The organism is Hyphomicrobium sp., assembly GCF_020852195.1.
Lineage (GTDB): Bacteria > Pseudomonadota > Alphaproteobacteria > Rhizobiales > Hyphomicrobiaceae > Hyphomicrobium_C.
In genome coordinates, this window is the sequence record NZ_JADZBI010000198.1 from 1 (window position 1) to 13493 (window position 13493).

Below are 13493 nucleotides of genomic sequence, written 5' to 3' on the forward strand. Positions count from 1 at the left end.
CGGCGCGGCGCGCAACATCGAGGAAGGCGGGTCGCTGACCATCATCGCCACGGCGCTCATCGACACCGGCAGCCGCATGGACGAGGTCATCTTCGAGGAGTTCAAGGGAACCGGCAACTCGGAGATCATTCTTGACCGCAAGGTCTCCGACAAGCGCGTGTTTCCGGCCATCGACGTCGCGCGCTCCGGCACGCGCAAGGAAGACCTGCTGGTGCCGAAGGACCAGCTCAAGAAGGTCTACGTGCTGCGGCGCATCCTCAACCCGATGGGCACCATGGACGCCATCGAGTTTCTCATCGACAAGCTGCGCTCGACCAAGACCAACGGCGAGTTCTTCCAGTCGATGAACACCTGATCGAACATCCAGGAAGGCGGCGGTGCGGCCTTTCTTCTTTTCGCATTCAGGATTCGAACGGCCAGAAGGCCCGCAGCTCGAGGGCGCCCACCGTTGCGATCGGATGCTTCGATGCGATCTCGATCGCTTCCGCGAAGCTCGCACACTCGAGGATGTCGAATCCGACGATGACTTCCTTCGACTCCGCAAACGGGCCATCCGTCACGATCGTTGTGCCGTCGCGGACACGAACGATCTTGGCCTCCGATGTCGGCCGCAACCTGTCTCCCGTGATGCGCCTGTCTCCGGCTTCGGCAATCCAGGCCTCGGCGCCTGCGGGTTTCCTGCCATGCACCTTGGGATCATCGTCAATCGTGACGAACATCATGTACTTCATGCGGCACCTGTTGCTTGGTTGATGCGGGCCTAGGACGATTGAGGCGGACCGGTTCCGACAAATCACAGGCGGGCAAAACGAGAAAGGGCCACCCAGCGATGGATGGCCCTTCGGATTCGGTGTGGTCCGGGTTCTATTCCGCGGCGTCGTGGAGGGCGCGGGCTTTGGCGGCGGCCGTCATCGGCTGGGGCTGGCCCTGCCCGGGCTTGTAGTGGATCGGGAACACGAGCTGCTCGACATAGCCCTTCGGGAACTGGGGCACCTCGTCGATGCCCATGTCGCCGGCCGTGATCGGCCGCGGCGGCTCGGGATGGAAGGTGCCGAGCAGGCGGTCCCAGATGGTCAGGAACAGACCGAAATTGCAGTCGCCCTCCTTGCCCCAGTTGACGTGGTGCAGGTGGTGAATCTGCCCGATGGAGAGCTGGTTCCGGAACGGTCCCAACGCGTAGGCGACGTTCGAGTGCTGGATGATGAGCTGCACGGAGATGGCAAAGCCCAGAAGCAGCGCGACCTCGACCGGCATGCCGGCGATGGCGAGCGGCGCCGTGCCGAGGACCATGTCGATGACCTGGTGCAGCGGGTGGCGGACGAGGCCGTTGAAGCCGTAAAGCCGCGATACGCCATGGTGGACCGCATGCAGCCGCCACAGGAACGAGAAGCGGTGGCTCAGGTAGTGAAGGTACATGAGCGCGAAGTCGGCGAGGACGATGGCCATCAGGAGCTGTGCCCAGATCGGCCAGTCGCGCGGCCAGATGCCGGCGTTGAGCCCGCCCGAGAACAGCCAGCCCATGAGCGGAATCGTCAGGATGCCGTTGAGGTTCTGCAGCTCGTAGACGATGGCGTGCACGACATTGGTGTGCTCGTCGCCGTGGGAGTGGTTCCACTCCTCATACCACGGCAGGATGCGCTCGGCCGCGAACGCGGTTCCGATCGCAATCACGAGCAGGAGCCCGATCCAGGCGTAGGAATGGCCGTTGACGACGACGTAATAGGCGGCGCCGTTCAGCCCGAGAAACATGAAGGGGAAGTAGCCGTAGCGGACGACTGCCCGTGCGAATCCCGACGTCATGCAGACCTCATCTCAACTTTTCCGACTTTTCATACGCTTATAGGCGTATGCTTCGCTCGCCGGAAGTTTAGCTATGCTAAACACGGATTTCACAGCATTTTTCTTTACTTCCTCGGTAAGAAACCTTGATCCTAGACAATCGATCGAACGTCGAGGACAAGACGCCGCAGATCACCCGCAGTCGTGACAGGCAACGAGCATTGCGGACCCGAGCAGACGTACGCGGTTGATCTTCCGTCGTCTGTTGATTTACCGCGCAACGCGGGCGGGCCGACCTCGCCAACTGCGCCTTTCACCCTGATCTCCAGAGCGCCGGGAACCGAGAGGCCGCTCAACGCGGCTTGCAGGGTGTCGCCGACCTTATCGCCGCCTTCTACCAGCACCACGAGTTGTGGGGACAAGAGGTCTATTGCCGCAGCCAACAGGCCCGTATGTCCGCCGAGGTTGCGTGCTAAGTCCGTTGAGAACGCTTGCAGAATAACTTCTGCCCGTTGGGGGTAACGCGGCTCGCCGGTGAGGGTTCCAAGCGCCACGAGATTGGCCACCATGGTCGCGTTGGCGGAAGGGGTGGCGTCATCGGTTGCCGTCCGCAGGCGAACGATAACGTCCTGCGTGTCGTCGGCCGCCGTGAAGTAGCCGCCGGCATCGTCCGACCAGTAGTGCGCATCGAGGACGTCGATCCAGCGAATGGCCTGTGCGAGGTCGTCGGGCTCTCCCGTGGCCTGGTAGAGGCGTAGCGCGGCCCAGATCATGTTGGCGTAGTCGCCGGCGGTGGCGGGGGCGCGTCCCTTCCCGTGACGGGTGGCGTGAAGGAGACGATCGGCACCGGTCATCTTTTGCGTGACGAAGGTGAAGGCTTCGCGCGCCATGGTCACCCATTGCGGACGATCGAACACGATACCTGCACGCGCCAGCGCGCCGATCGCGAGCCCGTTCCAGTCGGCGAGCACCTTGTCGTCCCAGCCGGGACGTACGCGCTTCGCGCGCTCGGCCAGCAGCTTCGTGCGCAGGGCGGCGAGCCTTGCTTCCTCCTCCGGTGGGCCGAGGCCTTCGGCGGCGAGCCGGTTCAGAATCGTGTGGCCTTCGAAGTTGCCTTCGGGCGTGACGTCGTAGGCGCGGTTGAAGAAGGCGGCATCGTCGGGGCCTAGGACGGTTTCGATCTCCTGCGGTGACCAGACATAGAACTTGCCTTCCTCGCCTTCGGAATCGGCATCAAGGGCCGCGGCAAAGCCGCCGCCGTCGGTGATCATCTCACGCGCGATCCAGTCGATCGTCTCGGCGATGCGCGCTTGCAGGAGAGGGCTCTGCGTCTCGCGCCAGACCTCGGTCATGAGATCGATCAGCAGCGCGTTGTCGTAGAGCATCTTCTCGAAGTGCGGGACCAGCCAGAGCTCGTCCACCGAGTAGCGTGCGAAGCCGCCGCCCAGGTGATCGTAGATGCCGCCCATGCTCATCCGCTCGAGCGTCTTCACCACCGCGGCCTTGGCAGGCTCGTGGCCGTAGCGGATGGCGCCGCGCCAAAGCATCCACAAGAAGCTCCACTGCGGAAACTTCGGCGCGCCGGCGATGCCGCCGTGGACCGGATCGACGGCGCGTGCGAGACGCACCGTCACCTCGCGCAGGATCTGATCGGTGACATGAAAGCCCGCTCCCGAATCCGACTCCTCAGCGAGTGCCTTCATCAGGGCTTCGGCGTTGTTGGCCACCTTGTCCGGTTCGTTGCGGTAGATGTCGGAGATGCGCGTCAGCACGTCGACGAACGCCGGGCGGCCGTAGGTGGGGGCCTTCGGAAAATAGGTGCCGCCCCAGAAGGGACGCGCCTCGCTGTCGAGGAACATGGTCAGCGGCCAGCCGCCCTGCTGGCCCAGGCGGTGCAGGGCGCCCATGTAGATGGCGTCGATGTCGGGGCGCTCCTCGCGGTCGACCTTGATGTTCACGAAGCGGTCATTCATCACCGCCGCCGTCGTCTCGTCCTCGAAGCTCTCGTGTGCCATCACGTGGCACCAGTGGCAGGCGGAGTAGCCGATGGAGAGGAGGATGGGCTTGCCCGTGCTTTTGGCCTCGGCCAGCGCCTCGGGTCCCCAAGCCCACCAGTGCACGGGGTTGTCCCGGTGCTGGATCAGGTAGGGGCTGCTCTCGTCGCCGAGGCGGTTGCGGCTCATGGTATGGTCCTGCGGTTCGGGCGCGCTGCCGTTTCTTGATAAGTCGCAAATGCGCGCTCAGGCGTTCAGAGTAAAGTCCCCGTCATGAAAGCCCAGCCGTCGGAGTCGACAATTTTCGCGCTGGCGAGCGCGCCGGGACGCGCCGGCGTGGCCGTCGTGCGCGTCTCCGGGCCGGGAGCCGGGCGCGTGGTCGACTTCATGGCGGGGCCGCGGCCTGCCCCGCGCCGGGCCGTCGGGCGCTTTATCCGTCACCCCGAGACCGGCGAGAAGCTCGACCGCGGGGTCGTGCTGTGGTTTCCGAGCCCGGCCAGCTTCACTGGCGAGGACGTCGCCGAGCTCCACCTGCACGGCGGGCGCGCCGTGGTGAATGCGGTGCTGGCGGCGCTCGGCGTGCTGCCGGGGCTCAGGCTGGCGGAGCCCGGCGAGTTCGCGCGGCGTGCGTTCGAGGCGGGGAGGCTCGACCTGGCGGAGGTCGAGGGACTCGCGGATCTCATCGACGCGGAGACGGACGGCCAGCGTCGCCAGGCGCTTGCGCAGGCCTCCGGCGCGCTCTCCGATCTCTACGAGAGCTGGCGGGCGAGCCTGATCGAGGCGATGGGACTCATCGAGGCGGGACTCGATTTCGCCGATGAAGGCGACATCGGCGCCAAGACCTTCGCCGACGCGACATCCATCATCACGGTGATCGCTCAAGCGGTCATCCGTCACCTCGATGACGGTCACCGCGGCGAGATCCTGCGCGAGGGGTTCCGCGTCGCGCTCACCGGTCCGCCCAACGCGGGCAAGTCGCGCCTGCTCACCGCGCTCGCACGCCGCGATGTGGCCATCGTGTCGGAGGAGGCGGGCACGACGCGGGACGTCATCGAGGTGCGGCTCGATCTCGCTGGGCTGCCCGTCATCGTCTCGGACACGGCGGGGTTCCGGGAGACGGAGGGCGCCATCGAGCGCGAGGGCATGCGGCGCAGCCAGGCAGCGGCCGAGGCGGCGGACCTCGCGCTCTGGCTCACGGAAGCGGGCGCGCCGCAGACCGTGCTGCCTGCGGAGCTGGCGGCGGTTGCCGACCGGACGCTTCTGGTGCTCAACAAGATCGATCTGCTCTCGAACGGGGACGGCGCGCCGGCGCTGCCGGACGACATGGTGCCGCTGTCGGTGAAGACCGGCGCGGGGCTCGAGGATCTGATCAAGCGGCTGACGGTGATCGCTCATGAGCGCATCGGTCACCAGGGCGAGCCGGTGATGACGCAGGTCCGTCACCGGCGGCTGGTGGAGGCCTGCCGCGAGAGCCTCGAGGCGTTCCTCGCGGGATCATCGCATGAGGTGGAGCTGCGGGCCGAGGACCTGCGGCGCGCGGCCGACGCGCTCGGGCGCATCACGGGGCGCGTCGATGTCGAGGATGTGTTGGACCACATCTTCGGCCGCTTCTGCATCGGGAAGTAGCGGGCGCGCGTTATCGCAGCGGCATGCGATGTTTCACGTGAATCCATTTCGGCGCCGGATCGGCATGACGTGTTTCACGTGAATCAGAAACAGCTCAGCGTGGAATACTGGCGGTTTGCATAGGTGGTCCGCAGCGTGTCTGCGCCAATGTCATCAGGTACTCGTTGCGTTGCGACAGCGCTTTGGCTTCCTTGCCTGCGGCGTCTTGAAAGTCCATGCCAAACCAGACAGGCCAGATAAAGAGCCCTACTACCCCTGCGGCAACATTCTGTCCGACTTTCCAACCCTGTTCTGTGGCGAGATCGGAAATTCTATCGTTGTTGATCTTTGCCTCAGCTTGAATCTGCTCGCAGGTGAGATGCTGATCGACTGCCTGCACCACCGGCGTCAATTGCGGTGCGCGACCCGCGCAGCCACCAAGCACAACGATACAAAGGCATCCCATTATGATTTTGAACATGGCCCGTCCCCGATGAAAATGTTCTTGGACGGTAGAAGCGAAGGATCCTGATCAACAAGTCACTGGGCGGAATGAATTTGAGGGCTCATGGGTATATCCACACAAAACCATGAGCACCCCCAATTTTTTGAGGGATGTTTCACGTGAATCCATTCCGGGGGTCCAAAAGCGGCATCAATTGTTTCACGTGAATCACTGCGAAACGATCAATGGCTCGCGAGGCTAAGCGTCGACAGGATCTCGGCGTTGGAGGCGAGGGGCGACAGCAGCGGCTGGGGATCGGTCGCCGCGCGCGCGGTCTGGGTCGGCGGACCGCAGCGATCCTTGGCCAGCGCGAGCAGATACATGTTGCGTTGAGACAGCGCCTCGGCCTCCTTGCCGGCGGCGTTCTGGAAGTCGAGGCCCAGCCAGGCCGGCCAGACCATGAAGCCGACGATGCCGGCGGCGACGTTCTGGCCCACCTTCCAGCTCTGCTCGATGGCGAGGTCGGAGATGCGCTGATTGTTGACGCGCGTCTCGGCCTCGATGGCCGTGCAGTCGAGTTGTCGATCCGACACCAGAACCAGCGGGGCCGGCTGCGGCACGCGCCCGGCACAGGCGGAAAGCGTAAGCACCGCGACAGACGCCACACAGACCTTACGCATTCCTGCATTCCCCCGACCGTGGTGAGCAGGGTCGAGCGTTGGCTCGCAAAGTGGCGCAGCCAAGATCTGCCGGCGCGGAAGGTGTGCGTTGTCCTCCGTTTCCACATGAAATGACGGTGCGCCGGTGATGCGTGCGGGCTCGGGCCGTCATTGCCGCGCTTTGACCCGCATGCGGGCGTCCTGTATCTCTCCGCGATCATGCGGCTCCTCTTTGATGAGACCGATGATTCACGCTTCGGACTGATAGGGTCCGAAGCGATCATGGTCTAACTGGATTGATCGGCGGATGGCCGGGCGGAACTTCGATGTGATCGTCGTCGGCGGCGGGCATGCGGGCGTGGAGGCGGCCGCGGCCGCCGCACGCATGGGCGCGTCCGTCGCGCTCGTCACGCACCGCTTCGAGACAATCGGCGAGATGAGCTGCAATCCGGCGATCGGCGGGCTCGGCAAGGGGCACCTCGTACGCGAGATCGATGCGCTCGATGGGCTCATGGCGCGCGTCGCCGATGCGGCCGGCATCCAGTTCCGGCTGCTCAACCGCTCGCGGGGGCCGGCCGTGCAGGGGCCGCGCGCGCAGGCGGACCGGAAGCTCTACAAGCGCGCCATGCAGCAGGCGATCAACGAAACGCCTGGGCTCGCCGTGATCGAAGGCGCGGTCGAGGATCTCATCGTCGCCAACGACGAGGTGGGCGGCGTGATCACGCAGGCGGGCGAGGAGATCCGGGCCGGCGCGGTGGTTTTGACAACTGGGACTTTTCTAAATGGTCTCATTCACTTAGGTGATCGAACTCAACCAGCGGGGCGGGTCGGCGATGCGCCCGCGCTCAAGCTTTCCGAGCGGCTTTACGGGCTCGGCCTCAGGATGGGGCGGCTCAAGACGGGCACGCCGGCGCGGCTCGCGCGCGCCTCCATCGATTGGGACGCGCTTCCGCAGCAGGAGGCGGACGCGGAGCCGGTGCCGTTCTCGTTTCTGACCGAGCGGATCACCAACCGCCAGGTCACATGCGCCATCACGTCCACCAACGCGGCCACGCACGCGATCATCCGCGCCAACCTCGCGCGCTCGCCGATGTACTCGGGGCAGATCGCCTCGCGCGGGCCGCGCTACTGCCCGTCGATCGAGGACAAGGTGGTGCGCTTCGCCGACCGCGAGGCGCACCAGGTGTTCCTTGAGCCGGAAGGTCTCGACGACGACACGGTCTATCCGAACGGCGTCTCGACCTCGCTGCCGGCCGAGGTGCAGGAGGCGTTTCTGAAGACGCTGTCGGGGCTCTCTCGCGTGGTGATCAAGCGGCCGGGCTACGCCATCGAGTACGACTATGTCGATCCGCGCGAGTTGTTGCCGACGCTCGAGACGAAGCGGCTCAAGCGGCTGTTCTTGGCTGGGCAGATCAACGGCACGACGGGCTATGAGGAGGCCGGCGCGCAGGGCGTGGCGGCCGGCATCAACGCCGCGTTCAAGGCCGGCGGCGGGGAGCGGAGCTTCGTCGTCTCGCGCGCGGACGCCTCTCTCGGCGTGATGATCGACGATCTCGTCACGCGCGGCGTCACCGAGCCCTACCGCATGTTCACCTCGCGCGCGGAATTTCGCCTGCGGCTGCGGGCGGATAACGCGGATCAACGTTTGACGCCGATGGGTGAGAACATTGGCTGCGTGTCCGCGCTTCGTTCACGGCTGTATTCTATTAAAAACAATAACTTATTGTCTCTTTCTCATGTTCTTTCTCAAAAAACGCTCACACCGCGCGAAGCGGAACGAAACGGAATCGAAATCAACAAGGACGGACGGCGGCGAACCGCGTTCGAACTTCTGTCCTATCCTGACATGAAGTTCCGACGTCTTGCTGATATCTGGCCTGAGCTTGCTGAAGTCGATCCCGTAATCGCGGCGCAAATCGAAATCGACGCGCGCTACGATTCCTACGTCCGGCGGCAGGAAGTCGATGTGGCGGCGCTCAAGAAGGACGAGGGAGTCGAGATTCCGTCCGCCTTTGACTATGCAACTCTGCCGAGTCTCAAGGCGGAACTGCGCCAGAAGCTCGCGCAGCAGCGGCCGGCGACGCTCGCGCAGGCGGGCCGCATCGAGGGCATGACACCGGCGGCGCTCCTGCTCATCCTGGCGGCGGTCAAGAAGCAAACGCAGCGGAAGCGGGCGTCATGAGGCCGGCCGGCGGCCGCATCGATACGGCCGAGGCGTTCCAGGAAGCCTTTGGCGTTTCACGTGAAACGCTCGACCGGCTCGCGACTTACGAGGCGCTGCTCAAGACTTGGCAGAGGACCATCAACCTCGTCTCGCCGGCCACGCTGGGCGAGGTCTGGCACCGGCACTTCGCGGATTCGGCTCAGCTTTTGGCGTTGGGGCTGGCGCCGCCGCCCTCTTTTCCTCCTCCCTCCCGGTCTCCCCCACAAGGGGGAGGGGAAATAGAGGACGCAGCGGACGCCCAGGGAGGAAAAAGGTGGCTCGATCTGGGGTCGGGCGGAGGTTTCCCCGGGCTCGTGCTGGCCATTATGCTGGCGGAGCGGGATCCGGAGGCGCGCATGACCCTCATCGAAAGCGATTCCCGCAAGGCGGCGTTCCTGGCCGAGGTGGCCCGAAAAACGGGCGTTGCTGTGGAGATTCGCGCCGAACGGAGCGAAAATGCCGCGACTCAGGCTAAGTCTCGGATAAACAGCGTGATCACAGCACGCGCGTTGGCACCCCTGCCGAAGCTCCTGGGGCTCGTTCAGCCGTTTTTTTCTCCCCAGACGGTGGGTCTGTTTCCGAAGGGTCGTGAAGCCGAGGTAGAAGTGGAGGAGGCGAAAAAGCGATTCGATTTCGATTCTGCGCTCGCCCCCAGTCTGACGGATGCTCAGGCGCGTATCGTGATCGTGCGAAATTTGGCTGCGAGGACGGAGGGTTAGTCCCGTGACAGGCCCGGCTCAGAAACTCAGGACCTTGGCCATCGCCAACCAGAAGGGTGGCGTCGGCAAGACGACTACAGCAATCAATCTCGGCACCGCGCTTGCCGCGATCGGCGAGCGCGTGCTCGTTATCGACCTCGATCCGCAGGGCAACGCCTCAACGGGCCTCGGGGTGCCCGCGGAGGGCCGCTCGCGTACCTCCTATGACGCTGTGATGGGGACCGCGAGCCTGCAGGACGTGGCGGTCCCGACGGCCATTCCGGGCCTTTCGGTGGTTCCGGCCAACCAGGATCTGGTCGGGCTCGAAACCGATCTCTCGGGCGAGGCTGGCCGGGCCTACAAGCTGCGCGACGCGGTCGCCGCGCTGGCGGCGCAACTGCAGGCCAAGCCCGCAGATCAGGCCTTCAAGTACGTGCTGATCGACTGCCCGCCGTCGCTCAACATCCTGACGCTCAACGCGCTGGCGGCGGCGGACGCCGTGCTGGTGCCAGTGCAGTGCGAGTTCTTCGCGCTAGAAGGTATTTCGCAGCTCAAGGAGAGCATCGACCAGATTCGGGCCACGCTCAATCCGAGCCTCGAGATCCAGGGCGTCGTGCTGACCATGCATGACGCGCGCACGACACTGTCGCGCGAGGTGGCGGAGGAGGTGAGGGCCTTCTTCGGGCCCAAGGTCTACGAATCGGTCATTCCGCGGAATACGCGGGTAGCCGAGGCGCCCTCGCACGGCAAGCCGATCCTGCTCTACGACTACGACTGCGCAGGCAGCCAGGCCTACATCCGCCTCGCGACCGAGATCATTGAGCGCGAGCGTCAGAACAAAGCGGCGTAAGCGTCTGAAGATACATAAAGAACAGGTCCCTATCCCATGAACTCACCGCTTCCCAAGAGCAGCCGCCTCGGGCGGGGTCTGGCCTCGCTGATCGGGGAGGGGCCGCAGAGCAGCAACCCGTCGCGGCTGCCCGTCGAGGGCGAGCAGCGGATGTGCCCTGTCGCGCAGCTCAGGAGCGGTCGCTTCAACCCGCGCAAGGATTTCGCGGAGCAGGATCTGGCGGAGCTTGCCGAGTCCATCCGCACCAAGGGCCTCGTGCAGCCGATCATCGTGCGGCCGCACCCCGAGGACGCGCAGGCGTTCGAGATCGTGGCCGGTGAGCGGCGCTGGCGCGCGTCGCAGAAGGCCGGCCTGCACATGGTGCCGGTCATCGTGCGGGACCTTTCGGATCGGGAGGTGCTCGAGCTCGCGATCATCGAGAACGTGCAGCGCGCCGACCTCAACGCGATCGAGGAGGCGAACGGCTATCGCGAGCTGATCGAGCGTTTCGATTACAGCCAGGAGCAGGTGTCGGAGATCATCGGCAAGAGCCGCAGCCACGTGGCCAACACGCTGCGCCTGCTCAAGCTGCCCGAGGCGGTGCAGGCGTTCGTGCAGGAGGGCAAGCTCACGGCGGGGCATGCGCGCACGCTGGTCGGGCGCGAGGATGCCGAGGCGCTGGCGCAGCGAATTCTCAGCGAAAACCTCAACGTGCGCGAGGCGGAGGCGCTGGTCCAGACCGGGCCCATTGGCATCGCCGGATCGACGGGCGGCGGCCGCAAGGCGCGCGAGAAGGACCCGGATACGAAGGCCTTCGAGAAGGAGCTCGCGGATACGCTCGGGCTCAAGGTCGAGGTGAAGCGCGGCTCCGGCGAGAGCGGCAATCTCGTCATCAAGTACGGCAACTTCGATCAGCTCGACTATATCCGCATGCGCCTGATCGGTACGCCCGGCGGCTGAGGGCGCAGCGCGTTAAGCGTCCGGCCTGCTCGGCGCTGGACATCGGCGCACACGGTGTTTATGGCGCAGGTTGCGCCCTCGCACGAGGATCCTGCCGACGTGGCGGTTGAGGACGCTGGCGTGGATCCCGGTCTGCGCCGAGATGATCTGTTATGCGGGCGCCGTCTGCCTCCTCTCGACGTCCTCCCGACGAAGGTCGGGACCCACGTAATTTTCCGCTTGCGCGACGTTGGAGTGTTGCGGCCAACCTATCCGCAGGACCTGTCGGGATTTCGCACCAGCTCCCATGGTGGGCGAAGCGATGCTTCGCTCGCACGGTGGAGAGAGACATTCGAAGGTTTTCGGCATGAGCGACGATGTTCTTTCCAGGCTGGCGGCGACGATCCGGGCCCGGCGCGAAGAGGCGGCGGAGAAATCCTATACGCGCCAGCTCCTCGACGGCGGGCCTGAGCGGTGCGCGAAGAAGCTCGGCGAGGAGGCCGTCGAGACGGTCATCGCCGGGGCCTGCCAGAGCGACGACGCGCTGCGTGCGGAAGCGGCAGATCTGCTTTATCATCTGCTGGTGCTGCTCGAGGTGCGGGACGTCGCGTTCGACGACGTGCTGGCCGTGCTGGAGAGCCGCACGCGACAGTCGGGGCTTGCCGAGAAGGCGGCCCGAGGCAGTGGAGAGGCCGGACAGGCTTCCGGGTGAGCCGCGCATGATACTGCGGGACAAGGCGGCATCGGTGCGGGACACCCCGCGCCTGGAGCTGGTCGGGGCGGGAGCCCCCGAGATTCAATTCTCTCCCTATCGCGTCTTCACGCGCGAGCAGTGGGCGAAACTGCGCGCAGACACGCCGATGACGCTCGAGCCGGAAGAGCTCGAGGCGCTGTCAGGCATCATCGACGAGCTCTCCGTCGAGGAAGTGGAGATGATCTATCTCCCGCTCTCGCGCCTGCTCAATCTCTATGTCGCTGCCGCGCAGAAGCTGCATGCCGTCAGCTCGACCTTCCTCGGGCGGACCGACTGCAAGGTGCCGTTCATCATCGGGGTCGCCGGGTCGGTGGCGGTGGGCAAGAGCACCACGGCCCGCGTGCTGCGGGCCCTGCTCGCGCGCTGGCCGGATCATCCGCGCGTGGATCTCATCACTACCGATGGCTTCCTCTATCCCAACCGCGAGCTCGAGGCGCGCGGCCTGCTGGAGCGCAAGGGCGTCCCGGAGAGCTTCGATACGGCGCGGCTCCTGAACTTCCTCGCCGACGTGAAGAGCGGCAAGGAGCACATCGAGGCGCCGATCTACTCGCATTTCCACTACGACATCCTGTCGGGGCAGAAGACGCTCATCGAGCGGCCCGACATCCTGATCGTCGAGGGGCTCAACGTGTTGCAGCCGGCCAACGTGCACCGTGGAAGCGATGCCGGGCCGTTCGTCTCGGACTTCATCGACTTCTCGATCTTCATCGACGCCGATCCGGCGCTCATCGAAGCCTGGTACGTCGAGCGCTTCATGCGTCTGCGCAGCACGGCTTTCCGCGATCCGGCGTCGTTCTTCCACCGCTACGTGACGCTGACGCACGACAATGCGATCGCGCGCGCGCTTGAGATCTGGCGCACGATCAACCTCAAGAACCTCACCGAGAACATCCTGCCGACGCGGCCGCGCGCGCGCCTTATCCTGCGCAAGGTCGAAGACCACAGCGTGAGCACTGTTGCACTGCGCAAACTTTAGGTGCCAAATTTTAGGGCACGCGCTGAAGAATCTGCTTCCCAATCTTTTCGCTACCGGAGGTTGGGGCGGCTTTCGATCCCCGGGAAAGTGTAAAAAATATCCTCGTGACAGGAACGGTTTGCGCGTTCCCGGATTAAATCGGGAAGTTTTCCCTCTAGACTTGCTGCGACGCAGCAACGAAATAGGGAATGGTTCCCGATCACTATACTTTCGAGGAGAAGAATCCATGAAGCGCATGTTCGCTGTCGTCGCCGCTGTGGCCCTTTGCACGGGCGCGGCCTTTGCCGACGACAAGCCGACCGACGATGAGGCGGCGAAGATCAAGGAAGCGGTCGCAGCCTGGGGTTGCGAGGGCGGCTCCTACGAGAAGGAGACCGAGGGCACCGGAGTCTTCGAGGCTGAGGACGTCAAGTGCAAGGCCGGCCAGTACGACTTCCGCCTCGACAAAGATTTCAATGTTTTCGTGATCACGAAGGACTAAGCGAGGGGATCACGTTTCCCGTTTGTCTCGCGCCGCAGGGCGGCTCTCTCAGGAGGGCCGCCTTTTCGTTGGCGGATTGCACCCGGTGGTCGTTCGGTGATCCTCGCGTGTGCGGAGACGCAAGCGTTTCG

13 protein-coding genes and 1 pseudogene are annotated in these 13493 nt (G+C 64.8%); 9 read left to right on the top strand and 5 right to left on the bottom strand.

The features are described 5' to 3' along the window. Positions 1-355 (top strand): annotated as a pseudogene (locus tag IT540_RS16770) (transcription termination factor Rho); the annotation flags it as partial. A 46-nt stretch (positions 356-401) separates the two neighbouring features. On the opposite strand, the gene IT540_RS16775 reads toward IT540_RS16770, so the two are convergent. The 3 genes from IT540_RS16775 to IT540_RS16785 form a co-directional block, all read right to left on the bottom strand. Further along, positions 402-731 carry a YciI family protein gene (locus IT540_RS16775; RefSeq protein WP_291180582.1) on the bottom strand — a complete coding sequence of 110 codons (330 nt, stop codon included), beginning with the start codon at positions 729-731 and terminating at the stop codon, positions 402-404. Between the two features lie 133 nt (positions 732-864). Continuing rightward, a complete protein-coding gene (locus tag IT540_RS16780; protein WP_291180584.1) occupies positions 865-1800 on the bottom strand; it encodes a sterol desaturase family protein in 936 nt (311 codons plus the stop codon). Between the two features lie 131 nt (positions 1801-1931). Beyond that, positions 1932-3962 carry a thioredoxin domain-containing protein gene (locus tag IT540_RS16785; RefSeq protein ID WP_291180586.1) on the bottom strand — a complete coding sequence of 677 codons (2031 nt, stop codon included), beginning with the start codon at positions 3960-3962 and terminating at the stop codon, positions 1932-1934. A gap of 84 nt (positions 3963-4046) precedes the next feature. On the opposite strand from IT540_RS16785, the gene mnmE reads away from it, so the two are divergent. Continuing rightward, positions 4047-5399, top strand: a complete 1353-nt coding sequence (gene mnmE, locus IT540_RS16790; RefSeq protein ID WP_291180588.1) for a tRNA uridine-5-carboxymethylaminomethyl(34) synthesis GTPase MnmE — start codon at positions 4047-4049, stop codon at positions 5397-5399. Positions 5400-5493: 94 nt separating this feature from the next. Here mnmE and IT540_RS16795 read toward each other — a convergent pair whose 3' ends face one another. Then, positions 5494-5859, bottom strand: coding sequence for a hypothetical protein (locus IT540_RS16795; RefSeq protein WP_291180590.1), 366 nt, complete (start codon positions 5857-5859; stop codon positions 5494-5496). 206 nt (positions 5860-6065) lie between these two features. Then, positions 6066-6503, bottom strand: a complete 438-nt coding sequence (locus IT540_RS16800) for a hypothetical protein (RefSeq protein ID WP_291180592.1) — start codon at positions 6501-6503, stop codon at positions 6066-6068. Between the two features lie 286 nt (positions 6504-6789). Here IT540_RS16800 and mnmG point away from each other — a divergent pair, with 286 nt between their 5' ends. From mnmG to IT540_RS16835, 7 genes are all read left to right on the top strand, one after another. Continuing rightward, positions 6790-8664: a tRNA uridine-5-carboxymethylaminomethyl(34) synthesis enzyme MnmG gene (mnmG, locus tag IT540_RS16805; protein ID WP_291180594.1), complete on the top strand. Its 1875-nt coding sequence runs from the start codon at positions 6790-6792 to the stop codon at positions 8662-8664. Further along, on the top strand, positions 8661-9404 hold the full coding sequence (locus tag IT540_RS16810; protein WP_291180595.1) for a 16S rRNA (guanine(527)-N(7))-methyltransferase RsmG: 744 nt from the start codon (positions 8661-8663) through the stop codon (positions 9402-9404). The genes mnmG and IT540_RS16810 overlap by 4 nt, the downstream gene beginning before the upstream one ends. 4 nt (positions 9405-9408) lie before the next feature. Further along, positions 9409-10233 carry a ParA family protein gene (locus IT540_RS16815; RefSeq protein WP_291180597.1) on the top strand — a complete coding sequence of 275 codons (825 nt, stop codon included), beginning with the start codon at positions 9409-9411 and terminating at the stop codon, positions 10231-10233. A 36-nt stretch (positions 10234-10269) separates the two neighbouring features. Continuing rightward, positions 10270-11172, top strand: coding sequence for a ParB/RepB/Spo0J family partition protein (locus IT540_RS16820; RefSeq protein WP_291180599.1), 903 nt, complete (start codon positions 10270-10272; stop codon positions 11170-11172). Between the two features lie 346 nt (positions 11173-11518). After that, entirely contained in the window at positions 11519-11863 is a 345-nt protein-coding gene (locus IT540_RS16825) for a phosphoribosyl-ATP diphosphatase (RefSeq protein WP_291180601.1), read from the top strand. A 10-nt stretch (positions 11864-11873) separates the two neighbouring features. After that, positions 11874-12881 (top strand): type I pantothenate kinase, encoded by a 1008-nt coding sequence (coaA, locus tag IT540_RS16830; protein WP_291180632.1) that lies wholly within the window; start codon positions 11874-11876, stop codon positions 12879-12881. Positions 12882-13107: 226 nt separating this feature from the next. Beyond that, the gene (locus IT540_RS16835; protein WP_291180603.1) at positions 13108-13362 is read left to right on the top strand and encodes a hypothetical protein; all 255 of its coding nucleotides are present in this window, start codon (positions 13108-13110) and stop codon (positions 13360-13362) included. Positions 13363-13493 lie beyond the last annotated feature (131 nt).